This window comes from Streptomyces sp. NEAU-174 (assembly GCF_052665095.1).
In genome coordinates this window covers 382,206-406,002 of record NZ_JBQTCE010000010.1, presented here as the reverse complement: position 1 = coordinate 406,002, position 23,797 = coordinate 382,206, and the positions used below count along the sequence as shown (strand labels likewise).

General features: G+C 72.4%; 26 protein-coding genes. 13 read left to right on the top strand and 13 right to left on the bottom strand.

The window, feature by feature from the left end; genetic code table 11:
* Nucleotides 1-41 precede the first annotated feature (41 nt).
* The 8 genes from ACT2CW_RS28895 (at nt 42) to der (ending at nt 7,798) form a co-directional block, all read left to right on the top strand.
* Entirely contained in the window at nt 42-1,325 is a 1,284-nt protein-coding gene (locus ACT2CW_RS28895) for a segregation/condensation protein A (RefSeq protein ID WP_445518729.1), read from the top strand.
* Nucleotides 1,322-1,978, top strand: coding sequence for an SMC-Scp complex subunit ScpB (scpB, locus tag ACT2CW_RS28890; RefSeq protein WP_445518728.1), 657 nt, complete (start codon nt 1,322-1,324; stop codon nt 1,976-1,978). The genes ACT2CW_RS28895 and scpB overlap by 4 nt, the downstream gene beginning before the upstream one ends.
* Before the next feature lie 40 nt (nt 1,979-2,018).
* Nucleotides 2,019-3,107 carry a pseudouridine synthase gene (locus ACT2CW_RS28885; protein ID WP_164436064.1) on the top strand — a complete coding sequence of 363 codons (1,089 nt, stop codon included), beginning with the start codon at nt 2,019-2,021 and terminating at the stop codon, nt 3,105-3,107.
* 206 nt (nt 3,108-3,313) lie between these two features.
* Nucleotides 3,314-3,676: a chorismate mutase gene (aroH, locus tag ACT2CW_RS28880; protein ID WP_138911312.1), complete on the top strand. Its 363-nt coding sequence runs from the start codon at nt 3,314-3,316 to the stop codon at nt 3,674-3,676.
* Nucleotides 3,673-4,758, top strand: a complete 1,086-nt coding sequence (locus tag ACT2CW_RS28875) for a prephenate dehydrogenase (protein ID WP_164436066.1) — start codon at nt 3,673-3,675, stop codon at nt 4,756-4,758. The genes aroH and ACT2CW_RS28875 overlap by 4 nt, the downstream gene beginning before the upstream one ends.
* Nucleotides 4,759-4,900: 142 nt before the next feature.
* A complete protein-coding gene (gene cmk, locus ACT2CW_RS28870) occupies nt 4,901-5,605 on the top strand; it encodes a (d)CMP kinase (RefSeq protein ID WP_311767058.1) in 705 nt (234 codons plus the stop codon).
* Nucleotides 5,602-6,276, top strand: a complete 675-nt coding sequence (locus ACT2CW_RS28865; RefSeq protein ID WP_311767059.1) for a lysophospholipid acyltransferase family protein — start codon at nt 5,602-5,604, stop codon at nt 6,274-6,276. The genes cmk and ACT2CW_RS28865 overlap by 4 nt, the downstream gene beginning before the upstream one ends.
* Nucleotides 6,277-6,334: 58 nt before the next feature.
* The gene (der, locus tag ACT2CW_RS28860) at nt 6,335-7,798 is read left to right on the top strand and encodes a ribosome biogenesis GTPase Der (RefSeq protein ID WP_037949846.1); all 1,464 of its coding nucleotides are present in this window, start codon (nt 6,335-6,337) and stop codon (nt 7,796-7,798) included.
* Nucleotides 7,799-7,906: 108 nt separating this feature from the next.
* On the opposite strand, the gene ACT2CW_RS28855 is transcribed toward der, so the two are convergent.
* Nucleotides 7,907-8,203 carry a hypothetical protein gene (locus tag ACT2CW_RS28855; protein ID WP_445518727.1) on the bottom strand — a complete coding sequence of 99 codons (297 nt, stop codon included), beginning with the start codon at nt 8,201-8,203 and terminating at the stop codon, nt 7,907-7,909.
* Nucleotides 8,204-8,394: 191 nt separating this feature from the next.
* Nucleotides 8,395-9,324, bottom strand: coding sequence for a hypothetical protein (locus ACT2CW_RS28850; RefSeq protein WP_414083107.1), 930 nt, complete (start codon nt 9,322-9,324; stop codon nt 8,395-8,397).
* A 277-nt stretch (nt 9,325-9,601) separates the two neighbouring features.
* Here ACT2CW_RS28850 and ACT2CW_RS28845 point away from each other — a divergent pair, with 277 nt between their 5' ends.
* The 3 genes from ACT2CW_RS28845 to ACT2CW_RS28835 all read left to right on the top strand — a co-directional run bounded on the left by ACT2CW_RS28845 (nt 9,602) and on the right by ACT2CW_RS28835 (nt 12,778).
* Entirely contained in the window at nt 9,602-10,840 is a 1,239-nt protein-coding gene (locus tag ACT2CW_RS28845) for a glycosyltransferase family 4 protein (RefSeq protein ID WP_445518726.1), read from the top strand.
* 41 nt (nt 10,841-10,881) lie between these two features.
* The gene (locus ACT2CW_RS28840; protein ID WP_445518725.1) at nt 10,882-11,742 is read left to right on the top strand and encodes a hypothetical protein; all 861 of its coding nucleotides are present in this window, start codon (nt 10,882-10,884) and stop codon (nt 11,740-11,742) included.
* Between the two features lie 76 nt (nt 11,743-11,818).
* Complete coding sequence (locus tag ACT2CW_RS28835; protein ID WP_445518724.1) at nt 11,819-12,778, top strand: helix-turn-helix transcriptional regulator; 960 nt, start codon at nt 11,819-11,821, stop codon at nt 12,776-12,778.
* On the opposite strand, the gene ctaD is transcribed toward ACT2CW_RS28835, so the two are convergent.
* The 9 genes from ctaD to gvpO form a co-directional block, all read right to left on the bottom strand.
* Nucleotides 12,747-14,456 (bottom strand): aa3-type cytochrome oxidase subunit I, encoded by a 1,710-nt coding sequence (gene ctaD / locus ACT2CW_RS28830; protein WP_445518723.1) that lies wholly within the window; start codon nt 14,454-14,456, stop codon nt 12,747-12,749. The two genes, ACT2CW_RS28835 and ctaD, sit on opposite strands and share 32 nt — an antisense overlap.
* Nucleotides 14,457-14,534: 78 nt before the next feature.
* Nucleotides 14,535-14,813, bottom strand: coding sequence for a gas vesicle protein K (locus ACT2CW_RS28825; protein ID WP_037949869.1), 279 nt, complete (start codon nt 14,811-14,813; stop codon nt 14,535-14,537).
* On the bottom strand, nt 14,810-15,010 hold the full coding sequence (locus ACT2CW_RS28820) for a gas vesicle protein (RefSeq protein ID WP_182471037.1): 201 nt from the start codon (nt 15,008-15,010) through the stop codon (nt 14,810-14,812). Before ACT2CW_RS28820 ends, ACT2CW_RS28825 begins: the two co-directional genes overlap by 4 nt.
* A complete protein-coding gene (locus ACT2CW_RS28815; RefSeq protein WP_445518722.1) occupies nt 15,007-15,906 on the bottom strand; it encodes a GvpL/GvpF family gas vesicle protein in 900 nt (299 codons plus the stop codon). Before ACT2CW_RS28815 ends, ACT2CW_RS28820 begins: the two co-directional genes overlap by 4 nt.
* The gene (locus ACT2CW_RS28810; RefSeq protein WP_445518721.1) at nt 15,903-16,286 is read right to left on the bottom strand and encodes a gas vesicle protein; all 384 of its coding nucleotides are present in this window, start codon (nt 16,284-16,286) and stop codon (nt 15,903-15,905) included. Before ACT2CW_RS28810 ends, ACT2CW_RS28815 begins: the two co-directional genes overlap by 4 nt.
* Nucleotides 16,265-16,453, bottom strand: coding sequence for a gas vesicle protein GvpG (locus ACT2CW_RS28805; RefSeq protein ID WP_372455257.1), 189 nt, complete (start codon nt 16,451-16,453; stop codon nt 16,265-16,267). The genes ACT2CW_RS28810 and ACT2CW_RS28805 overlap by 22 nt, the downstream gene beginning before the upstream one ends.
* A gap of 17 nt (nt 16,454-16,470) precedes the next feature.
* Complete coding sequence (locus ACT2CW_RS28800) at nt 16,471-17,190, bottom strand: GvpL/GvpF family gas vesicle protein (protein WP_182471035.1); 720 nt, start codon at nt 17,188-17,190, stop codon at nt 16,471-16,473.
* Complete coding sequence (locus tag ACT2CW_RS28795; protein ID WP_182471034.1) at nt 17,187-17,639, bottom strand: gas vesicle structural protein GvpA; 453 nt, start codon at nt 17,637-17,639, stop codon at nt 17,187-17,189. The genes ACT2CW_RS28800 and ACT2CW_RS28795 overlap by 4 nt, the downstream gene beginning before the upstream one ends.
* Before the next feature lie 49 nt (nt 17,640-17,688).
* Nucleotides 17,689-17,991, bottom strand: a complete 303-nt coding sequence (gene gvpO / locus ACT2CW_RS28790; RefSeq protein ID WP_445518720.1) for a gas vesicle protein GvpO — start codon at nt 17,989-17,991, stop codon at nt 17,689-17,691.
* 393 nt (nt 17,992-18,384) lie between these two features.
* Here gvpO and ACT2CW_RS28785 point away from each other — a divergent pair, with 393 nt between their 5' ends.
* Entirely contained in the window at nt 18,385-18,600 is a 216-nt protein-coding gene (locus ACT2CW_RS28785; protein ID WP_138911324.1) for an I78 family peptidase inhibitor, read from the top strand.
* 229 nt (nt 18,601-18,829) lie between these two features.
* Here the strand turns inward: ACT2CW_RS28785 and ACT2CW_RS28780 are convergent, their stop codons facing one another.
* Nucleotides 18,830-19,801 carry a phosphatase PAP2 family protein gene (locus tag ACT2CW_RS28780; protein ID WP_445518719.1) on the bottom strand — a complete coding sequence of 324 codons (972 nt, stop codon included), beginning with the start codon at nt 19,799-19,801 and terminating at the stop codon, nt 18,830-18,832.
* 384 nt (nt 19,802-20,185) lie between these two features.
* A complete protein-coding gene (locus tag ACT2CW_RS28775) occupies nt 20,186-21,373 on the bottom strand; it encodes a mannosyltransferase family protein (RefSeq protein WP_445518718.1) in 1,188 nt (395 codons plus the stop codon).
* A 284-nt stretch (nt 21,374-21,657) separates the two neighbouring features.
* On the opposite strand from ACT2CW_RS28775, the gene ACT2CW_RS28770 reads away from it, so the two are divergent.
* Nucleotides 21,658-23,400 carry an MFS transporter gene (locus ACT2CW_RS28770; protein ID WP_445518717.1) on the top strand — a complete coding sequence of 581 codons (1,743 nt, stop codon included), beginning with the start codon at nt 21,658-21,660 and terminating at the stop codon, nt 23,398-23,400.
* Nucleotides 23,401-23,797: the final 397 nt, after the last annotated feature.

Genomic DNA, 23,797 nt, shown 5'->3' with positions numbered 1-23,797 from the left:
GTACGGGCTGCCCCGCCCGGCCCTGAGCACCCTGGACCGCGATGCCGACGAACGACACCCCCGCCCCGCCGCCCCGCCCCTCGCGCCGCACCCTCGGCCGGGGCCCCGGCGCGGCGCCGGCCACGACGGGTCCGGACCGGTCCACCGCGCCCACGCCTCCGCAGGAGGCCGCTCAGCGCCCCGCTGCGCCCCCGGCGGAGGAAGTGGCCGAAGAGCCGCGGAACGGCGCCCAGACGGCGACAGAGGCCCCTGCTGAGCCGTCCGAGGCGCCGGCCGGGCCCGGGGAGCGCGAGACGCGCGAGGTCGTCGTGGAGCCCGAGGCGCCCGAGCCCCCCGCTGAGCCGCCCGCGGCGCCCGTAGAGCTCGCAGAGCCCGTGGAGCCCGTGGAGCCCGAGGCCGTCGCGGAGCCGGAGCCGGTGCACGCGCGGGCCGACCTCGATGCGGCGCCCCCCGCGGGCGGGCACGGCGGTGAGCCGGCCGAGGCCCAAGCCGAGGACGGTGGCAATCGGTTCACCGTGCGGCTGGACAACTTCGAGGGGCCCTTCGACCTCCTCCTCCAGCTGATCTCCAAGCACAAGCTGGACGTCACCGAGGTCGCCCTCTCCAAGGTCACCGACGAGTTCATGGCCCATATCCGCGCCATGGGGCCGGACTGGGACCTCGACCAGACCACCGAGTTCCTCGTCGTGGCGGCGACCCTGCTGGACCTCAAGGCGGCCCGGCTGCTGCCCGCCGCCGAGGTCGAGGACGAGGCGGACCTGGCGCTGCTGGAGGCGCGCGATCTGCTCTTCGCCCGGCTGCTCCAGTACCGCGCGTACAAACAGATCGCGGACATCTTCAACGACCGGCTGACCGCCGAGGCCGCCCGTCACCCCCGTACCGTCGGCCTGGAGCCGCACCACGCCGAGCTGCTCCCCGACGTCGTCATCAGCATCGGCCCCGAGGGCTTCGCCAAGCTGGCCGTCAAGGCGATGCAGCCCAAACCCAAACCGCAGGTCTACGTCGACCACATCCACGCCCCGCTGGTCAGCGTCCGGGAACAGGCCGAGGTGGTGGTCTCGCGGCTGCGCGAGCTGGGGGAGGCGACCTTCGCCGTGCTCACCGAGGACGCTCCCGACGTCCTTACGGTCGTCGCGCGCTTCCTGGCGCTCCTGGAGCTCTACCGCGAGCGCGCGGTCCTCCTGGACCAGCCGGAGGCGCTCGGGTCGCTCATGGTCCGCTGGACGGGCGAGGCGGGTGAGCGGCCACTGGTCACCGACGAGTTCGACCAGGAGGCCAAGCCCCGTAAGGAGCCCGAGAAGGAGAAAGAAGAGGTAGCGAGTTGAGCGAGCAGCGGACACCCGCCGGGCTCTCCGAGGTCGCCGAGCTGGACCTCAAGCCCGCCCTGGAGGCCGTCCTCATGGTCGTCGACGAGCCCGCCACCGAGGAGAACCTCGCCAAGGTCCTCCAGCGGCCGCGCCGCGCCGTCGCGGACGCGCTGCGCGAGCTGGCCGACGAGTACGCGGCCCAGGGCCGGGGCTTCGAGCTGCGGCTGGTCGCGGGCGGCTGGCGCTACTACACGCGCCCGGCCTACGCCGCCGCCGTCGAGGGGTTCGTCCTGGACGGCCAGCAGGCCCGGCTCACCCAGGCCGCTTTGGAAACCCTCGCGGTGGTCGCGTACCGTCAGCCGGTCAGCCGTTCCCGAGTCTCGGCCGTCCGCGGCGTCAACTGCGATGGCGTGATGCGGACCCTCCTCCAGCGGGGCCTGGTCGAGGAGGCGGGCACGGAACCCGAAACAGGTGCGATCCTGTACAGGACGACGAACTACTTCCTGGAGCGGATGGGCCTGCGGGGGCTGGACGAGCTCCCGGAGCTCGCACCGTTCCTCCCCGAGGCGGACGCGGTCGAGGGCGAGTCCCAGGAGGGCGTGCCGTCGTTCGATCCGGACGCCATCGACGGCGATGACGCGCAGGACGACGCAGAACGCACGACGACGTAGCACACCGAGCCGACAGCGGCCACTCTCAGACGGAAACTTGATGCGAAGCAGCGGCAGGAACAGCAGGGGCAGCGGTAGCGGCGGCAAGAACTACCGGGGCGCGGGGAACAGGCGCGACGAGCAGCAGCAGCGCGCCGGCCGCCCCCGCCCCGAAGAGCGCCGCTACGACGTGGGCGGCGGCCCCAAGGCGGGCCCCAAGGGCTCCCAGGGCGGCCCCAAGGGCGGCCAGGGTGGTCCCAAGGGTTCCCAGGGCGGCCAGGGCGGCGGCGGCCCCAAGGGCGGTGGCGGCGGCCGTGGCCGCAAGCCCGGCCCGGCCCGTCCGCGCGAGTACGAGGCGCAGATAGAGGAGCGCAACCGCGCCCGCCACGACAAGCCGCGGGTCAAGGTGCCCAAGACCTTCGGCGAGCCGGAGGGCGAGCGGCTCCAGAAGGTCCTCGCCCGCGCCGGGATGGGCTCGCGCCGCGCCTGTGAGGACCTGATCGACCAGGCCCGGGTCGAGGTCAACGGCAAGATCGTGACCGAGCAGGGGCTGCGCGTCGACCCCGAGAAGGACGAGATCAAGGTCGACGGGCTGACCGTGGCCACGCAGTCGTACCTCTTCTTCGCGCTGAACAAGCCCGCTGGTGTCGTCTCCACCATGGAGGACCCCGACGGCCGCCAGTGCCTCGGCGACTATGTGACCAACCGCGAGACCCGGCTCTTCCACGTCGGCCGCCTCGACACCGAGACCGAGGGCATCATCCTGCTCACCAACCACGGTGAGCTGGCCCACCGCCTCACCCACCCCCGCTACGGTGTGAAGAAGACCTATCTCGCCGCCATCCAGGGCCCGCTCCCGCGCGACCTGGGCAAGCGGCTCAAGAACGGCATCGAGCTCGAGGACGGCTACGCCCGCGCCGACCACTTCCGGGTGGTGCAGAACACCGGCAAGAACTACCTCGTCGAGGTGAGCCTGCACGAAGGCCGCAAGCACATCGTGCGGCGGATGCTCGCCGAGGCCGGCTTCCCGGTCGACAAGCTGGTGCGGACGGCCTTCGGCCCGATCGCGCTCGGCGACCAGAAGTCCGGCTGGCTGCGCCGGCTGACCAACACCGAGGTCGGCATGCTCATGCGCGAGGTCGACCTCTGATCGGGCCCGGCGCCTGATACGGCCCCGGCGCCGCAGACGGCCCTGGCTGTCGCGGGCCGCCGCGTCGTCCGCGCGCCCGCCGCGTCTCGCCCAGCGGTCGCCCCGCGAGCCTGTCCGACCCGCTCGTTACGCTGATCGGGAGTGCGGCCGGACACCGCGGCCGCGCCCGACGCACGACAGGCACAGCGCGCACAGGGGAGCGAGACGTGGCCGTACGAGCAGTCCGCGGGGCCGTCCAGCTGGACCGGGACGAGCCGGAGCACATGCATGAGCAGGTCTCCGCGCTCCTGACCGCCATCCTGGAGCGGAACGCCCTCGACCCGGACGACCTGATCAGCGTGTGGTTCACGGCCACCCCCGATCTGCACAGCGACTTCCCGGCGGCCGCCGCCCGCAAGCTGGGCATCACCGACGTACCGCTGATCTGCGCCCAGGAGCTGGACATACAAGGGGCCATGCCCCGCGTCGTCCGCATCCTGGCGCATATCGAGACCCCCCTGTCCAAGTCCGACGTCGCCCATGTCTACCTGGGCGCCGCCGGCTCCCTCCGCAAGGACATCGCCCAATGAGAACCGCCCTCGTCATCGGCACCGGCCTGATCGGCACCTCCGCCGCGCTGGCCCTGGCCGGCCGTGGCGTCCAGGTGCACCTCGCCGACCACGACGCGGCCCAGGCGCGCACCGCCGAGGCGCGCGGGGCCGGGACGCGGGCCGAGCCCGAGGGGCCCGTGGACCTGGCGATCGTCGCCGTGCCCCCGGCGTTCGTGGCGGCCACGGTGGCCGATGTGCTGCGCCGCGACCTGGCCCGCGGCGTCCTGGACGTCGCGAGCGTCAAGGGCGGGCCGCGCCGCGAGCTGGAGGCCCTGGGCTGCGATCTGACCCGCTACATCGGCACGCATCCGATGGCGGGCCGGGAGCGCTCCGGGCCGATGGCGGCCACCGCCGACCTCTTCGAGGGGCGGCCCTGGGTGCTCACGCCCACCGGCGGCACCGACACCGAGGTGCTCAACCTCGCGCTCGAGCTGGTCGCGCTGTGCCGGGCGGTGCCCGTGGTGATGGAGGACGAGGCCCACGACCGGGCGGTGGCGCTCGTCTCGCACACCCCCCACCTGCTGTCCAGCATGGTCGCCGCGCGGCTCCAGGACGCCGATGAGACGGCGGTGCGGCTGTGCGGGCAGGGCATCCGCGACGTCACCCGGATCGCGGCCTCCGACCCCGCCATGTGGATCGACATCCTCTCCGCCAACCCCGGCCCGGTGGCCGATGTGCTCGCCGCCGTCGCCGCCGACCTGGACGAGACGGTGCGGGCGCTGCGCGCGCTCCAGTCCGCCGACGAGGCCAAGCGCGGCGGCGGCGCGGCCGGGATCGAGGACGTGCTGCGCCGGGGCAACGCCGGGCGCGAGCGGGTGCCGGGCAAGCACGGCGCCGCCTCGGCCGTCTATGAGACCGTGACGGTGCTCATCGGCGACCAGCCGGGCGAGCTGGCCCGGATCTTCGCCGACGCGGGCCGGGCGGGCGTCAACATCGAGGACGTCCGGATCGAGCACGCCACCGGGCAGCAGGCCGGTCTGATCCAGCTGGTGGTCGAGCCCTCGGCGGCCCCGGGGCTCACCCAGGCGCTGCGGGAGCGGGGATGGTCCATCCGGCAGTAGCGGCGGAGCGGACCGCCCATGGCCCCGGCCCCGGGGCCGTCCCCCAGCGGTGCGAAGCCGCCCGGAGGAAGCCAGTAACCTTGTCCGAGGCTCACATGGCCCGTTCAACTCAGCCCCGTGCACACGAAAGGTGTCTGTCACCGTGGAAACCGCCGCCCGGACCGCCCCGGCAGCAGTGATTGTCGCGATCGACGGCCCCGCAGGCACGGGCAAATCCAGTACCTCGAAGGCCGTCGCCGCCAAGCTGGGCCTGGGCTACCTGGACACCGGCGCCCAGTACCGGGCGATCACCTGGTGGATGGTGGCCAACGGCATCGACGTCGAGGACGCCGTGGCCGTGGCCGACGCCGCCGGCAAGCCCGCCATCGTCTCCGGCACCGACCCGGCCAACCCGACGATCACCGTCGACGGCACCGATGTCTCCGGGCCGATCCGCACCCAGGAGGTCACCTCGCGGGTCAGCGCGGTCAGCGCGGTGCCCGAGGTGCGGTCCGTGATCACCGAGCTCCAGCGGACCATCGCCGCCGAGGCGCCGCGCGGCATCGTGGTCGAGGGCCGGGACATCGGTACCACGGTCCTCCCGGACGCCGACCTCAAGATCTTCCTGACCGCCTCCCCGGAGGTCCGGGCGGCCCGCCGCAGCGGTGAGCTGAAGGGCAAGGAGGCCACCGACCTGGCCGCCACCCAGGCCGCGCTGGCCAGGCGGGACGCCCTGGACTCCGGCCGCAAGACCTCGCCGCTGGCCAAGGCGGACGACGCGGTCGAGGTGGACACCTCCGAGCTCACCCTCGACCAGGTCATCGAGTGCGTGGTCACCCTCGTCGAGGAGAAGCGGACGGTCGCGTGAGCGCCACCGACGGGACACTTCCCAGCGCGGCCGGGGCCGCCGTGGGGCGGCGGATCGGCGTCGGCCTGATGCACGGGCTGTGGCGGCCGCGGGTGCTGGGCGCGTGGCGGATCCCGTCCGCCGGGCCCGTCATCCTCGCGGGGAACCACTCCCACAACATCGACGGCCCGATGCTGATCGGCACCTCGCCGCGGCCGGTGCACTTCCTGGTCAAGAAGGAGGCGTTCATCGGCCCGCTGGATCCGTTCCTGCGCGGTATCGGGCAGCTGAAGGTGGACCGTACCAGCGCCGACCGCACCGCGATCGGCCAGGCCCTGGGGGTGCTGGAGCGCGGCGGGGTGCTCGGGATCTTCCCCGAGGGCACCCGGGGCGACGGCGACTTCGCCTCGCTGCGCTCGGGGCTCGCGTACTTCGCGGTGCGCTCCGGCGCGCCGATCGTGCCGGTGGCGGTGTTCGGCACCGCCATCCCGCGCGACGACGGCCGGTCCAGGCCGCTGCCCCGGCTGCGCAGCAGAATCGACGTGGTGTTCGGCGACCCGTTCCAGGCGGGGGACGGCAGCGGCAGGCGGACGCGGGCGGCCCTGGACCAGGCCACCGAGCGCATCCAGAAGCGGCTGGCCACGCATCTGGACACCGCCAGGCGGCTCACCGGCCGCCTGGAACAGACATAGACCCGCGAGCCCCCACCAGGGGCGGCGCGCGGTACTGAGGGACGACGAGGAAATCTTCATGAACGACCAGATCCACAGCGGCGGCGACGAGCACGGGGAGCTTGGCGACGCCGAGTACGCGGAGTTCATGGAGCTCGCCGCGCAAGAGGGCTTCGATCCGGCGGAGGTCGAGGGCGACCTGGCCGCGGCGGGGCATGGCCCGCTGCCGGTGCTGGCCGTCGTCGGCCGCCCCAACGTCGGCAAGTCCACCCTGGTGAACCGGATCCTCGGCCGCCGGGAGGCGGTCGTGGAGGACCGCCCCGGCGTCACCCGCGACCGGGTGACCTACGAGGCCGAGTGGTCGGGCCGCCGCTTCAAGGTGGTCGACACCGGCGGCTGGGAGCAGGACGTGCTCGGCATCGACGCGTCCGTGGCCGCCCAGGCCGAGTTCGCGATCGAGGCCGCCGACGCGGTGGTCTTCGTCGTGGACGCCACGGTGGGCGCCACCGACACCGACGAGGCCGTGGTCAAGCTGCTGCGCCGGGCCGGGAAGCCCGTGGTGCTGTGCGCCAACAAGGTCGACGGGCCCAGCGGCGAGGCCGATGCCGCGATGCTGTGGTCGCTCGGCCTCGGCGAGCCGTACGCGGTCTCCGCGCTGCACGGCCGCGGCACCGGCGACATGCTCGACGCGGTCCTGGAGGCGCTGCCCGAGGCCCCGGCCCAGACCTTCGGGGCGACGGTCGGCGGACCGCGCCGGATCGCCCTGATCGGCCGTCCGAACGTGGGCAAGTCCTCGCTGCTCAACAAGGTCGCGGGCGAGGAGCGGGTGGTCGTCAACGAGATGGCGGGCACCACCCGCGACCCGGTCGACGAGATGATCCAACTGGGTGGTGTCACCTGGAAGTTCGTCGACACCGCCGGTATCCGCCGCCGGGTCCACCTCCAGGAGGGCGCCGACTACTACGCCTCGCTGCGCACCGCGGCCGCCGTGGAGAAGGCGGAGGTCGCGGTCGTGCTGATCGATGCCAGCGAGTCCATCAGCGTCCAGGACCAGCGGATCATCTCGATGGCCGTCGAGGCCGGGCGGGCGCTGGTCATCGCGTACAACAAGTGGGACACCCTGGACGAGGAGCGCCGCTACTACCTCGAGCGCGAGATCGAGACGGAGCTGGGGCAGATCCAGTGGGCGCCGCGGGTCAATGTCTCGGCCCGCACCGGCCGCCATATGGAGAAGCTGGTCCCGGCGATCGAGACGGCGCTGGCCGGCTGGGAGACCCGTGTCCCGACCGGGCGGCTCAACTCCTTCCTCGGCGAGATCGTCGCCTCGCATCCGCACCCGATCCGGGGCGGCAAGCAGCCGCGGATCCTCTTCGGGACGCAGGCCGGGACCCGGCCGCCGCGGTTCGTGCTCTTCGCCTCGGGCTTCCTGGAGGCGGGGTACCGCCGCTTCATCGAGCGGCGGCTGCGCGAGGAGTTCGGCTTCGAGGGGACGCCGCTACAGGTCTCGGTGCGGGTACGCGAGAAGCGCGGCCGCAAGAAGTAGCGCGGCCGCGGCCGTAAGAAGGAGCCGTAAGAAGGAGCGACAGCGCGGTCCCGGGACATGGCGGGGGCCGCGCCGGGGGGCTCACGCCGCCCCGGCCCCCGCACCGCGTCAGTACGTGTGGCCCGGCGCCTCGCCCCGGCCGGGCGGGAGCGCGGGGACATAGCCGCGGTAGTACAGCTCGTCGGTGTGCCAGGCCCCGCTGTGGCCGTCCGGGCGGCCGTAGCCGCTGACGAGGCCCCGGGGCTGGCCGATGGCGGCGAATGCCACGAACTCCATGTTCTCCTCGTCCGAGCGGTCGCCGGGCAGCGCCCGGAACAGCCTGCGGTACTCCGCGTACAACGCGTCGTAGATCGGCGTGGCGGAGTGGCGCCAGGGATCGTGCGCTGCCTCCAGCGCGGGGCGCATGGCCGGAATGCAGCCGTATGAGGGGGAACGGTAGGAGAGGTCGTATGCGTGCACGTATGTGCCAACGACCCGGCCGCCCGTCGGATGCGGCATCGATGGCGAATGGGCTGCCCGCCAAGGGTCGGTGAGGTCCGGGGGGAAGTCCGGGGAGAAGCCCGGAGGGAAGTCCGGGACGGCGGCGGCCATGGCGGTCATGTGCCCGCGAGCGGCATCGAAGCGCCGACCAGGGCGCCGCGCGCGGCGGCCCGGTCCAGCGCCGCGCGCAGCTGGTCCTCGCGCGGCTGGGTGCCGATCGTGCCCGCGGCCGCCGCGTAGACCAGCACCTTCTGGGAGCGGCCGACGGCGCTCCGCCAGCCCTCGCTGAGCGGCATCGGGCTGTGCGCCTGCCACCAGGCCACCGGGCGGCCGCCGCCCGGCGCCGGCATCAGCACCGCGTGCAGCCGTCCCATGGCCAGCAGCACCGACCAGCCGGGGTTGGGCGCGGGCGGCCGGCCCAGATCGACCACCGGGGCGAACCCCTGCTCGCTGAGGAGCTGGAGGAATTCATCGCCGTGGCCGGTCGAACCGGGGCGGATGATCGGCGCGGTCGGCTCCACCACCAGCGCCGCGCACGCCTCCTGACCGACCAGCACCACCCCGCTGGTCACCCCGAGCACCGCCTGCTGCGGCACCGGCGCCTGCCCGGACGGGGCCGGGGTGTGCGACGCGGCGACGGGCGACACCGGCGACGGGACCGGGGCGGGCGCCGGGGCCGGGGCCGCTGCCTCCGGGCCGGGGAAGTACGACGTCGAGGCATACGACGCGGCCGGTACGGGCGGCGCGTGGGACGCCTCGGCGGCCGGTGGCGCGCCGTCCTCGCCCGTGATGGACCGCACCGCACCGCGCAACTGGTCCTCCGAGACCGCGACCACCTGGGAGGGCACGCAGGTGGCGTGCGCGAAGGCCAGCACCGCCGTCTCCTGCCCCACGAAGAGCACGGTGCTGGTCCGCTCCTGCTCGGTGTTGCCGGGGGTGCGGCAGGACGTGCAGTCGTAAGCGCCCGGGGCGTTGTCCCCGGCGAGCAGCCGGTCGGCTTCTTCGTCGCCGATCTCGGCGCGTACGTCATCGCTGACGTCGAGCATGCGCGGCACGGGTGGCTCCTCGGTCTCGGTGGGTGGCCGGGTGGTTCCCGGCTCATACGTAGACAACGGGCCATGCGGGGCGTGGGTCACGCGCCCGGCCACCCCGCGGTCTGATGCACCGTCGGGCCGAAAAGTTCCCCGGACTCCCTACCGATTTCACATCTGTTGGAGCACAAGAAGGTGATGAAACCCAACCCTGTGCCACTTTTCACCGTCTTACATCGTGGTAGGCGGACGACACACTCGTCTGCGGGGAAGCAGTGGGATACGGGGCCGGATGCACATCTCTTTCCTTATTCACAACGCGTACGGGATCGGCGGGACGATCCGGACCACGTACAACCTCGCCCGCACCCTGGGGGAGCAGCACGATGTGGAGATCGTGTCGGTCTTCCGCCACCGTGACCAGCCGGTCTTCGACCCCGGTTCGCGGGTGCGGCTGAGCCATCTCGTGGACCTCCGGAAGAGCAGCCCGACCTACGACGGCGCCGACCCCGACCACGGTCGCCCGGCGAAGGTCTTCCCCGCGATCGAGGGCCGCTCCAGGCAGTACAGCGCGCTCACCGACCGCCGTATCGCGGATCATCTGCGCTCGCTCGAGGCCGATATCGTTGTCGGAACCCGGCCCGGGCTCAATGTCCACATAGCCCGGGAGGCCCGTCGCGGTCCGGTACGGGTCGGCCAGGAACATCTGACGCTCAGCACCCACCCCAAGGGGCTGAAGCGGGCCCTGCGCGCCGTCTACCCCCGGCTGGACGCGGTGACCACCGTGACCGAGGCCGACGCCCGGACCTACCGCAGCCAGATGCGGCTGCCGGGTGTGCGGGTCGAGGCGGTCCCCAACAGCGTGCCCGAGCCCGGTCTCGACCCCGCCGACGGCACCGGCAAGTGGGTGGTCGCGGCCGGCCGACTGGCCCCGGTGAAACGCTACGACCTGCTGATCCGCGCCTTCGCCAAGGTCAGCGAGGCCCGCCCGGACTGGCGGCTGCGGATCTACGGCGGCGGCGCCCAGCACGCCAAGCTGCGCGCCCTCATCGACAAGCTCGGCCTCTACAACAACGTCTTCCTGATGGGCCCGGCCAACCCGCTCGACCCCGAGTGGGCCAAGGGCTCCATAGCCGCCGTGACCTCCAGCCTGGAGTCGTTCGGCATGACCATCGTGGAGGCCATGCGCTGCGGCCTTCCCGTGGTGTCCACCAACTGCCCGCACGGGCCCGCGGAGATCATCGACAACGGTGTGGACGGCCGTCTCGTCCCCACCGGCGACACCGACGCCATCGCCGCCGCGCTGCTCGACCTCATCAACAACGACGAGCTGCGCCAGCAGATGGGGCAGGCCGCGCTGAAGGACTCGGCCCGCTTCGACCCCTCGCGGGTGGCCGGGCGCTACGAGACGCTGTTCTCCGAGCTGATCGGCCGCAGCGGACTGCGGGGCTCCCTGCACCGGGCCCGCGGCTCCCTGCTCGGTGGCGCGTTCGCCGCCAAGGACTCCCTGCGGAAGGTGCGTGTCGCATGAGTGCACCGGCACAGGCAACGCAGCACGTCGAGGAGGACAGAATGAGTGAGGCCGCCGAGGCCGCCCCCGCCCGCGCCGACTGCGTGGCGGACTCCGCCGGTGGGCTCACCTTCCACATCGCCGACTGGGCCCGCCCGGCCCCGGGCGGCCACGACGACTGGAGCGGTGCGCTGGTGCTGATCCGCCGGGGCGCGAAGGACGCCTCCGACGGGGAGGTGCGGCTGCCGCTTGGCCCCACCGCGGACGGCCGGCTCCAGGCCGCCCTGCCCAGCAACGTCGCCCTGCCCGAGGGCCGCTGGGACGTCCATGTGGCCTACCGGGACGCCGAGCCGCGGCGGCTCGCCCCGGGCCTGAACGATCTGCGCTCGCTCGTGGACCGCCGTCCCGGGCCGAGCACCTCCCCGCTGTCCGTCCGCATCCCGTACGCCACCAAGCACGGCAACCTCTCGCTGCGCAGCTGGCGGCGGGCGCCCCACGCCGAGGCCGGGGAGATCCGGCTGGAGGACGACACGATGGCGGTGCGGGGGCGGCTCTACCGCGTCGCGTACCCGTCCGAGTGGCTGGCCGACGCGGTGGTCGAGGCCCGCTGCCGCGGGGGCGAGGGCCCGGTGCGCACGGCACCGCTGGAGGTGGCGGGCCCGGACTTCTCCTGCACGCTCTCCTACGCCGACCTCGCGCGGACCTGGAGCGGCGGCGCGGACGTCTGGGACCTGTGGCTGCGCCCGGCGGACCGGACCATGGCCCCGGCGCGGCTCGCCCGGATCCTGGACGATGTCGCGGACAAGAAGGAGATCTTCACCTATCCGCCGCGCACGGTGGCCGGTCCGCACGGGGAGGCGCTGGCCCGGCCGTACTACACCCGGGACAACGACCTCGCGGTGCGGATCGAGGCGCTCGCCTGAGCCCGGGATCCTGAGAGCGGACCGAGGACGGCCTTGAGGACGAAGGCTGTCCTCGATCGGTGACAGACTCGGCCTCATGCTGGAGACCTCGGCCAGACTGCTCCGCCTGCTCTCCCTGTTGCAGGCCCACCGCGAATGGTCCGGCGCGGACCTCGCCGACCGGCTCGGGGTCACCCCGCGCACCGTGCGCCGCGATGTCGACCGGCTGCGCGAGCTCGGCTACCCCGTGCACTCCGCGCCGGGCACCGGCGGTGGCTATCAGCTGGGCGCGGGCGCCCAGCTGCCGCCGCTGCTGCTGGACGACGAGGAGGCGGTGGCGGTCGCGGTGCGGCTGCGCCAGGCGGCCGGCGGCGGGGTCGAGGGCATCGAGGAGACCTCGGTGCGGGCCCTGGCAAAGCTGGAGCAGGTGCTGCCGGACCGGCTGCGCCGCCGGGTGGGCGCGCTGACCGCGTTCACCGTGCCGCTGTCCGGCTGGGGCGGTGGCCCCGGGGTGGACCCCGCGGTGCTGACCGATCTGGCCGCCGCCTGCCGGGACTGCCATCAGCTGCGCTTCGAGTACCGCGATCACGGCGGTGCGGTCACCCGCCGCACCGCCGAACCGCACCGGCTGGTCGCCGCGCAGCGCCGCTGGTACCTGGTCGCCTGGGACGTGGAACGCGCCGACTGGCGTACGTACCGGGTCGACCGGATCACCCCGACCCCGCCGCACGGCCCCCGCTTCACCCCGCGCCGCCCGCCCGCCGACGACATCGCCGCCTATGTGGCCCGGGGCATCACCACCTCCGTCTACGCCCAGCGGGCCACCGTGCTGCTGCGGGTGCCCGCCGAGCGGGCGGCCGAGCGTTTCATGCCCACGGTGGGAGTGCTGGAGGCCGTGAACGAGCACAGCTGTCTGCTGCACACCGGCGCCCACAGCCTCGACGCGCTGGTGGTCCATATCGCCTTGAGCGGCTTCGACTTCGAGGTGCGCGAGCCGGTGGAGCTGAACGACCACATCCGGGAGCTCAGGAATCGTCTGGACCGGGCTCTGGGCTGACCGAGCCCCGCGGCTTGAGCTGCTGGTCCCTCTCCTGCGTCAGGCTCGCCACCTCGGGATGGTTCAGATCGAAGGCCGGCGACTCGGAGCGGATCCGGGGGAGCGTGGTGAAGTTGTGCCGGGGCGGCGGACAGGAGGTCGCCCACTCCAGGGAGCGGCCGAACCCCCAGGGGTCGTCGACCTCCACCTTCTTCCCGTACTTCGCCGTCTTCCAGACGTTGTAGAGGAACGGCAGGGTCGACATGCCCAGCAGGAAGGAGCCGGTCGTGGAGACGGTGTTGAGCGCGGTGAAGCCGTCTGCCGCCAGATAGTCGGCGTAGCGGCGCGGCATCCCCTCCACGCCCAGCCAGTGCTGCACCAGGAAGGTGGTGTGGAAGCCGGTGAACAGCGTCCAGAAGTGGATCTTGGCCAGCCGCTCGTCCAGCAGCTTCCCGGTGAACTTGGGCCACCAGAAGTAGAACCCCGCGAACATCGCGAACACGACCGTCCCGAAGACCACGTAGTGGAAGTGGCCCACGACGAAGTAGGTGTCCGTGACATGGAAGTCCAGCGGCGGTGAGGCCAGGATGACACCGGTGAGTCCCCCGAAGAGGAAGCTCACCAGGAACCCGACCGCCCACAGCATCGGCGCCTCCAGGGACACCGAGCCGCCCAGCATGGTGCCGATCCAGTTGAAGAACTTCACCCCGGTCGGCACCGCGATCAGAAACGACATCAGGGAGAAGAAGGGCAGCAGAACCGATCCGGTGGCGAACATGTGATGGGCCCAGACGACCATCGACAGCCCGGTGATGGCCATGGTCGCGCCGATCAGCGTCACATAGCCGAAGATCGGCTTGCGCGAGAAGACCGGGATGATCTCGGAGATGATGCCGAAGAACGGCAGCGCGATGATGTAGACCTCGGGATGGCCGAAGAACCAGAAGAGGTGCTGCCACAGCAGCGACCCGCCGTACCGGGGATCGAAGACGACCGCCCCGAACCGCCGGTCCGCCTCCAGCGCCAGCAGCGCCGCCGCCAGCACCGGGAACGCCATCAGGATCATGATCGAGGTGAAGAGGGTGTTCCAGGTGAAGATCGGCATCCGGAACATCGTCATGCCCGGCGCGCGCATCGCCATGATGGTGGTCAGGAAGTTCACCGCGCCCAGGATCGTCCCGAACCCCGACAGCGCCAGCCCCATGATCCACATATCGGCGCCGATACCGGGGGAGCGGATCGGGCTGTTGAGCGGCGCGTAGGCGGTCCAGCCGAAGTCCGCGGCGCCCCCCGGCACCAGCAGACCGGCCACCACGATCACCCCGCCGAACAGATACAGCCAGTACGACAGCATGTTGAGACGTGGGAAGGCCACATCGGGCGCCCCGATCTGGAGCGGCATGATCTCGTTGGCGAACCCCGCGAACGCCGGGGTCGCGAAGAGCAGCAGCATGATCGTGCCATGCAGGGTGAACGCCTGGTTGAACTCCTCCTGCGAGACGATCTGGAGTCCCGGACGGGCCAGCTCGGCGCGCATCACCAGCGCCAGCACCCCGCCGACCAGGAAGAAGCCGAACGACGAGATCAGATACAGATGCCCGATCTTCTTGTGGTCGGTGGTGGTGAGCCAGTCCACCAGCACACTGCCCTGCCGCGTCTCCCGTGCCGGACCGGCGGCCCGCGCGGTCTCTGTCGCCATCGGGACTCCTTCGTGTCCTGGGCGGGTAACGCCATGATCGCCCGGTGGGCGGCGTGATCCGGGGAGCTGCCCCGAGCGTCACTCCCTCGGGGGCAGGAGCGGACCGAGTGGCCCAAGGTCCAGGTTGAGGTCGGAGGGCGCGATGCCGTAGCGGTCGCAGAGCGTGCCCATCCGGTCCTCCAGGAGCATCAGCGTCAGCCCGATCCGCTCCTCCTGGTCCTCCGTCAGATCGCCCTGGTCCACCCGGCGCAGCGCCTGCCGCTCCATGAGCTGGCGCAGCAACTCCACGACGGTGAGCACCAGCTTCATCAGATCGCGCTCGACGGTGTCCTGGTCCAGCTCCAGCTTGCGGCTCACGGTTCCTCCCAAGGGGACGGCACATTGGCGTTGACCGAGCTGATGAGCGCGCGCAGATCGATACGGACCAGATCGACGTCGGCGATCCGCAGGGTCAGATCACCGGTGATCACCACACCGCCCGCGAGCAGCCGGTCCAACACATCCACCAGGGCGATCTGCTGATGGGCCAGGGGGCCCTCGGGGGCCAGCGTCATCCGTCCGCCCCCGCGCCCTCGGTCTCCCCTGTCGCGCCGGAGGTCTCGTCCACGGCGGTGGACTCGTCCATGGCGGTGAAGGAGTACGGCGCCCAGGGGCCGGTCAGCTCGACCCGGAGCGCGGGCGTCCGCCCGGCCAGCTCACCGACCCGCTCGGCGAAGTCGGCGCTGTCCTCGCGCCGCACCAGATACGCGGCGTTCAGCACATTGCGGTCGGAGATCCCCGACAGCCGGGGGTCCTGCGGCGGATGCAGCCGGGACTGCTCGGCCAGCCCGCCGAGGGTGTCGTGCACCAGCCGCGCGCCCTCCTCGGTATCGCCCCAGCGCTGCTCGGCGGCCTGCCGCTGGGCCTTGCGGCGGCGCAGATAGTCGCGGCCGGACATGGCGCCCGGGTCATTCGGGGTGCTCGGGGCGTCCGCGGCGTTCGCGGTCCCGGTGTTCGCGGTGCCGGCGGGTGGCTCCTCGGCGGCGGGCTGTGCGGCGTACGCCTTGACGCCCCATTCCACCCGGTCCTCCAGCCGGTCCAGCGCCGCGGTGAACCGCTCCCGGCCGGTGGCGAGCATCCGCCGCAGCCCCTCGTCGCCGTGGCAGATGGTGGCCAGCCGGACCGGTAGGACACAGGACTCCGCACCGGCGGTGTCGACCACCCGCTGATGGGCCCGGGCCATCTTCTCCAGCCAGGCCATGTCCTCCAGCCGCTCCCGCAGCGGGTCCTCGGCGTAGTCCTCGGCCGGTACGGCACCCGCCAGCACGGCGAGCCCCAGATGGCGTACGGCGTACACCGATTCGTCCGCGACGCCGGTCACCCCCTCCAGGGCGGTGAGGGCGTCCAGGGCGGCCTCCGGCGCACCGGTGTCGCGTACGACCGCGTAGGCGTACCGCAGTCCTTCGGTCATGCGGTGGTCTCCCGGTTCTCCCCGCTGGTCACCTCGGTCTTCTCGGCGCCGTCCACCCCGGTCCGGGCGCGTGAGGAGAGCGACGGGTCGTGCTCCCACCAGTCGATGCCCATCTCCTTCGCCTTGTCGACCGAGGCCACGATCAGCCGCAGCTTGATCGTGAGAAGTTCGATGTCGAGCAGATTGATGCGGATATCGCCCGCGATCACCACGCCCTTGTCGAGCACCCGCTCCAGGATGTCGGCGAGGTTCGCCCCGCCCTCACCCCGTCCGGCCAGCCCGTACGACCCCGAGGAGCCGAGCGACGACGCGGGTGAGCCGTAGGCGCGGGCCGTCGGGGCCGCACCGCCCCGGGTGGTCACAGAGTCCCGTTCGCCCACTGGTGCGCCTCCTCCAACCGGTCGAGCAGCACGTCCTCCTGCCGCTCGAACTCTCGTTCGTCGATCACGCCCTGGTCGAGCTGGGTCTCCAGCTCGGCCAGGGCGCGCTGGATGTTGGCCGGGTCGTAGTACTCCCGCTCCGCCGCGGCGACGACCTGCCTCAGCACCCAGCCGATCATCAGCATCAGGACTCGACGAAGCTGTACGGCGGCAGCGGACCGTTGATCCGCAGCTTCAGCCAGGGATGGGCCCGCTCCAGGTCGGCGGCGGCCGACAGAAGCGGATCGGCGGAGTCCTTGGCGAGCAGCAGCGACAGGCTCACAAACCAGCCGCCGCTCTCCGGGCCGGGCCGCACATCCTCGGCGGTCGGCGCCAGCGCCTCCTCCACGAGCTTCGCGTCCCGCACCTCACGGGCCCGTACCGCGCCCGCCATCAGCTCGCCGAAGCGCACCCGGTCCTCGTAGGTGCCGCCGCCCGCCGCCCGGTTGGCCTCCGCCATCATCCGCAGCTCCGGCTCCTCGGCGAGCACCTGGTGCAGCACCGAGTCCTCGTCGTGCACGGCCTTGACGTTGTACTCCACCCGGCCGGACAGCCGGTTCAGCTGGTCCTGGTAGCGGTCGGCGTGCTCGGCCAGCACGCTGCGGACGTCCTCGTCGCTGGACGAGACGCTGCCGAAGCGCATCGGCAGCACCGCGCGGGAGTCGCTGACCTCGGCCAGCACATGCTGGTGGGCCAGCAGATCGCGGCGCCGGGGCTTGAGCTCGGGCGGGCAGTCGCTGACGATCGCGGCCAGCTCGCCCTCGTTCAGCGCCCGGACCGGCAGCGGGGGGTCGCCGATGCCCAGCAGCCCATCGCCCAGGTCCGGCACCTCGCCCCGCGCGATGCCGTAGACATACGTGGTCATGAGGACTCCTCGGACTTCCGTGGCGCCGCCTTACGGGCCGGACGGCGTCGGCGCGGCTCCTCCTCCGCTTCCTCCTCCGACGGGCGGATCGCGTCGGCCACGGACTGGGCGGCCTTGGAGACGGTGTCACCGGCGCCGGAGAGCGCGCCCTTGGTCTTGGACCGCGCGCCGTTCTCGGTGATGCCCTCCACGACCTCGGGCAGCCCGGGCGACTTGTTCGGGCCCGACTCCAGGTCGAGGCGGTTGCACGCCTCGGCGAACCGCAGATAGGTGTCGACGCTCGCGACCACGATCCGAACGTCGATCTTGAGTATTTCGATACCGACCAGGGAGACTCGGATGAACGCGTCGATCACCAGCCCTCGGTCGAGGATGAGTTCCAGGACGTCGTACAGGCCGCTGGTGCCGCCCCCGCCCCTGGATTGCTGTGCCGGGACAACAGTGGTCATGTCGGATGGGTTCCTCTCGTTTCCGGTGGCGTCCGGTCCCCCGCCGGTGTCAGCGGCGGTCGCTCCGGCCGCGCTCATAGCGGCGGAGACGCCGGTAGCCGGTCAGCAGGCCGTCCGGGTCGAGGGTCACCTCGTACAGGGCCATCAGGCTCATCGTCTCCGGCACCCGGACCAGCTCCGTCACCTCGGCCTCCAGCAGCCACCCGTCGTCGGTCCGCTCCAGACGGGGGAGGGACTCGGGGTACAGGCCCGTCAGCTCGGCGAGCTGCTCACGGGCGCCACGCAGGAGTGCCGACGGGCTCGTACCGCCGGCCGCCGTCTTCTCGGGGGTCTCATCGGATCTGTCAGTCATGTTGGCTCCGGGGCGGCGGGTACCGCGTCCGGGTGGGGGTAAACCTCGGGCTTCGGCCCCGCCCATTTGTGGTGGAATTGTGCGCTCCGGAGGGGTCCGGGCCGTACTTTTCCGGTCGCCTCGGGAATTGTTCGACAGATCTCGGCCACGCACCGCCGCTCATACCGGAGCCGGCCGTTTGGCGCGGGATATCGACGGAAACTCGCAATCATCTTCGAGGCGTCAACACAAGCCCCGGAAGAGTGATGAAGTCGTTCACAAACCCGGGCGTGTTTTCTGTGACACAAGTGTGACGAATGGCGGCCGTGAGAGTCATGGGGCGGTGGTAGTCCCATGGCGGTCCAAGACAACTCTGGGTTTGCCACCCGTAGGGAGCCACCTACGGTGGCTCTCATGGGACCTGTACCGAACCTTCCGGCCGAACCCGACGACGACCTCGACAGCTATGTGGGCCTCGATGCCGCCGCCGCCGAGGAGAGGGCGCGCGCACGCGGCTGGAGCACCGTACGGACGCTTCCGCCGGGCGCGATCATCACCATGGAGTATCTGCGGGGGCGGATCGACTTCGAGGTGGACGAGGGCACGGTGAAGCGCTGCTGGCGCGGCTGACCGGGCGCGGCTGACGGGCCGACCGCCGACCGGCCGTCCGCTGACCGCCGACCGGCCCGAGCCCACGCCGGTGCGCGCCCGCGCCGATGGGCCGGTGCGCCCGGCGCGGATACGGATACGACCACGGCCCCGGAACGCTCTGGTGGGAGCGTCCCGGGGCCGTGGTGCGGGTGCGACCGGTCGGCGCGGGGCAGAGGGTGCGTACCGCCCCCGCAGCCCGGTGGGTGGCTCAGCCTCCGGTGGCCGTCCGGCCCCGGGAGGCGCCGGACGGGCCGAAGGGCGCCGTGGCGCGCGGCACCCGGTCGGCGTGCGGCGGCCGACGGCTGCCGACCGGGGTGACCGGGGTGCGCTCGGAGCGCACCGTGTGCTGGCGGACCGGGTGGAGGGGCCGCCCGTCGGGGCTCCGGCCGGTGGCGGTGCCGGGCCGGACCACGGCCACGGTCTCGCGGGCGGGCAGCTCGTCGTCGCGGGCGGTGCGCGGGGTGGCCAGCGGGGTCCCGGCGACCGGCCGCCCGGATGGCACCGACACGGGCGCGCGGCTCTCGCGCAGCCGGTGCCACAGGGTCAGCAGCAGCATCTCGGCGCGGGCCATGGCGGGCTCCAGCCAGGGCAGCGCCAGCAGCACCAGCACCCCGGCGGCCCAGCCCAGCACCACATCGCTCAGCCAGTGGGTGCCGAGGTAGACGGTGGTCATGCCGACCCCGAAGGCGAAGCCCGCGGCGATCAGCGAGGCGACCCTGCGGGCCACGGGGGTGGTCGCCAGATAGGCCAGAATGCCCCAGGTGACCACGGCGTTCGCGGTGTGACCCGAAGGAAATATATCGCCGGTGTGCCACATCTCATTGGACCCGACGGTGGTCGCGTAGTGCGGACCGAGCCGGCCGAAGCCGATCTTCACCGCGCCCACGGTGGAGTTCAGCAGCAGCAGGGAGGTGCCCAGCGCCAGCAGCGGGCGCAGGGTGCGCTGCCGGTGGCAGCACCACCCCAGCCAGGCGGCGACGGCCACGGCGGTGGGCCCCCGCTGGCCCATGACCACGAAGTAGTCCAGGAAGGTGTGGAACTCGGGCCACTGCTTGTAGGGCCGGAAGAGCATGACCTGCCAGTCGAGCTTCACCAGCCAAGAGGTGGTGAGCACGCCGATCACGGTCGCCGCGTAGACCGCCAGCGTGGTCCCGAGCAGCCAGAAGCGTGTTCGGGTCATGCGCGGTCGCGCGGGATCGGTCCTTCGCTCCTCGGTCGTGGGGAGCTTGTCTTCGGTACGCACCTAATCGACGTTACATTGCGTGACAGGTCGCTTCGGTCGATCAGGTCGCTTTGTGATGACGATGTGATGTGGAGTGCGTCTCGTCCACGGCTTTTGGCCGCGCCCTTTCCAAGGAATGCACGAGGCCTCGGGACTTTTCTGCTCCCCACCTTCCAATGGGCGTGTCTCAGGGACTTTATGGAATTCTTACAGGGCGTGTTTATCGCCTATTAGCCATAGCGTTCCCCGAAGTTTCCCTTGGTGTCGCCGGGTGGCCGGGAGTGATCGTCGGCGGGGCTCCACCGGGCCGGCCGGGGTGGCCGGATCGCGGCGGTGGCCGGATCAGGGCGGCCCGGAGCCATGCAGCCAGAAGGCCCCGTACACCGCCGAGGCGAGCCCCACCGACCCCAGGACCAGCGCGGCGCGCACCGGGCGCAGCCGGGCCAGGGCGACCGCGATCGGCAGCAGCAGCGGGAAGGCCGGTATCAGCAGCCGGGGCTTGGAGCCGAAGTACCCCTTCGCGGCCAGCGCCAGGACGAGCACCGCACCGCCGTAGGCCAGCAGCGGCGGCGGCTGGCGCTGCCGCACACAGCGGACCGCGAGCCAGATCAGCGCCCCGACGCCGAGCAGCAGCCCGAGCCCGCCCACGAAGGGCGGCTCGATCAGCAGCCCCCCGACGAAGCCCGCGAAGGCCAGGCCGCCGTCGAACCCGTTGCCCCAGCCGTTCTGCACGTCGAAGTAGCCGGTGACGCTTCCGGTGCGGAGGGCGACCCACACCACATAGCCCAGCCAGCCCAGCGGCGCCAGCACGACGCCCGCGAGCAGACTCCGGTCCTGGCGCCACGCGTGCCGCCATCGCCCGCCGGGCAGCAGCTCCACCGCGGCCGCCACCCACACCGCGGCGACCACCGCGGCCCCCACCGGGCGGGTGAGCCCCGCGAGCGCCGCGCACAGCCCCGCCCACAGCCACCGCCGGGTGAGCGCCGCGTAGACCCCCCAGGCGGCCAGTGCCGTGAAGAGGGACTCCGAGTACGCCATCGACTGCACGATCCCGACCGGCAGCACACCCCACAGCACGGCCAGCGTGACGCCCACCCGCCGCCCGTACAGCAGATCCCCGATCGCGAAGATCCCCCAGGCGGCGAACAGGGACGTGACCGAGCTCACCAGCAGACCGGCGTCGGCCGCGCCCAGCGAGGCTATGGCCGATATCACCCGCTCCAGCGCCGGGAGCAGGGGGAAGAACGCCAGGTTGGAGTGGATCGCGCCGTCGGGCAGATGGAGCGTGTAGCCGTACCCCTCCTCGGCGATGCGGGTGTACCACAGCGAGTCCCAGCGCGCGGAGAGCAGCTGGTGCGGGCTCTTGTCCGCGAAGGCCCCCCAGATCGCGAGAACCACCAGCCCGAGAAGGCGCGTCCCCGCATACGCGAGCAGTGCTGGAGCGGCCCGGCGCAGCGCGCGACCAGCGGCGCGGCCCGGTCGGCCGTCGTCGCTGAGCGGCGCGGCGCCGGCCTGGGCGAGATCAGTCACGGCGACGATTATCAAGGATGTTCCGGGCTGCTCGCGGGGCCTGTGGACACAGGATGGACGGCAGGGGGACAGGGGGACAAAAGGGGAAGTCTGGAACGTACGCCTCCGTAATCATCCGCGGTGCGGTCCCAACATGACCTGCGGCACACGGCTCGCGCGGGGACTCGCGTACCCTGACCTCTCACTCGCGCCTTCGCCGCCGGGGTCACCCGGACGTCCCTACGACGTGACGTACCGCCGTCACGGCGGCGGACCGCGAGCGCAAGACCCAGGGAGGTGCGTACATGTCCGGGACGACCACGGCCGGCAATCGGCGGACGGCGGGCGTTCCCCGGCAATGGCGCGGCACCGAGGCGAGCGGCGGGGCGAACCGCTGGGTCGTACTCCTCGTGCTCTGCGTCAGCCTGCTGCTCGTCGCCGTGGACGCGACCGTGCTCCATGTCGCGGTCCCGGCCGTAACCGAGGATCTGCGCCCCGGCGGGATCGAACTGCTGTGGATCGTGGACGTCTACCCACTGGTCTGCGCCTCGCTGCTGATCCTCTTCGGCACCCTCGGCGACCGCGTCGGCAGACGGCGCGTCCTGCTGCTCGGCTACGCGCTCTTCGGCGCCGCCTCCGCGATCGCCGCCTTCGCCCCCAACCCCCAGATCCTCATCGTGGCCCGCGCCCTGCTGGGCGTCGGCGGCGCGATGATCATGCCCGCCACCCTGTCGATACTGCGCCAGGTCTTCCCGGACCGCCGGGAGCGGGCGCTGGCGATAGGCGTCTGGAGCGCGGTCGCCGCCGTCGGCGCGGCGGTCGGCCCGCTGCTCGGCGGCTTCCTGGTGGAGAACTTCTGGTGGGGCTCGGTCTTCCTGGTCAACCTCCCCCTGATGGTCGTGGCGCTGCCCGTCGGCCGCTGGCTGCTGCCGGAGTCCACCGGCGACAAGAACGGCCCCTGGGACGTGCTGGGCGCGGTCATGGCCGCGTGCGGGCTGTTCTGCGTCGTCCTCGGCGTGAAGCGGGTGGGCAGCGGCGCGGGGCCGCTGGACGCCGTGACCGCCGCCCCGGTGCTGGTCGGGGTGGTGCTGCTGGTGCTCTTCGTCCGCCGCCAGCGCCGCCGTACGCATCCGCTGGTGGACCTCAAGCTGTTCGCCCGGCCCGCCTTCTCGATCTCCGTCGGCTGTATCGTGCTCGCTCTGCTGGCGCTCGTCGGCCTGGAGCTCATAGCCGCCCAGTACCTCCAGCTCGTACTCGGGCTCACCCCGCTCGAGACGGGGCTGCGGCTGCTGCCGCTCACCTTCGCCGCCATGGCCGCGGGGCTCGTGGGGTCCCGGATGCTCCAGTGGCTCGGCCCGCGGGTCATGGTCGTGGTCGGCTTCGCGCTCACCGCCCTCGCCGTGCTCTCGCTCACCGCCATGGGCCAGTCCGACCGGCCCGCCGTACTCGTCGGCGGCTTCATCGTCCTGGGCTTCGGCCTGGAGACCACGCTCTTCAGCGCGTACGAGTCCATGCTCAACGAGGCGTCGTCCGGTTCCGCGGGCGGCGCGGCCGCGATCGGTGAGACCTCGTACCAGCTCGGCGCCGGGATCGGTATCGCCCTCCTCGGCAGCGTCATGAACGCCGCGTACAAGCCCGGCGTCTCCTCGGTGCCCGGGGTTCCCGCCTACGCCAGTTCCGACGCGAGCCAGTCGCTGGGCGCCGCGTACAAGGTCTCCGACCGGCTCGGCGGCCACGCCGGGGAGGCCCTGCGTTCGGCCTCCCGCGCCGCCTTCGTCCACGGTCTGCACGTCACGCTCGCGGTCAGCGCCGGTCTGCTGCTGCTCGGCGCGCTGGCCGCGCTGCGGCTGCCCAAGGTGATGGAGTGCGCCGCCGACGACGAGGAGTCCGCCGAGGGCGCGTCGGAGCAGCAGGAGTCGGTGGAGCAGCGGGGGCCGGTGGAGCAGCGGGGGCCGGCGGACCAGCAGAGCTCGGCGGACCAGCAGGGGCCGGACGCTCCGGACGCCCCGGCCCGCCTCGACCGCGCCACCGTCGCCGCCGAGTCCTGACCGACCCGGTCCCGAGTCCGGGCCGGGCCCCGACCGCCCCGCCCGGGTCCCACGCGGTGGCTGGCGGATTTTCCCCTCCCCGCCCCTTCCCGAAACTGGGGCTCCGCCCAGACCCCGGACGGGGCTCCGCCCCAGACCCCGGACGGGGCTCCGCCCCAGACCCCGGACGGGGCTCCGCCCCAGACCCCGGACGGGCTCCGCCCAGACCCCGGATAGGGCGCCGCCCCAGACCCGGCCGGGGTTTCGCCCCAGACCCCGGGACGGGGTTTCGCCCCAGGCTCCAGGTGAGGGGCTTTACTCCAGGCCCTGGGCGGGGTCTTCGCCCCTTTCTGCGGCATCGGTATGCGGCTTCGCCGCGTGGCAGGGCTCGGCCCCAGACCCCGGGGTCCAGGGGCGA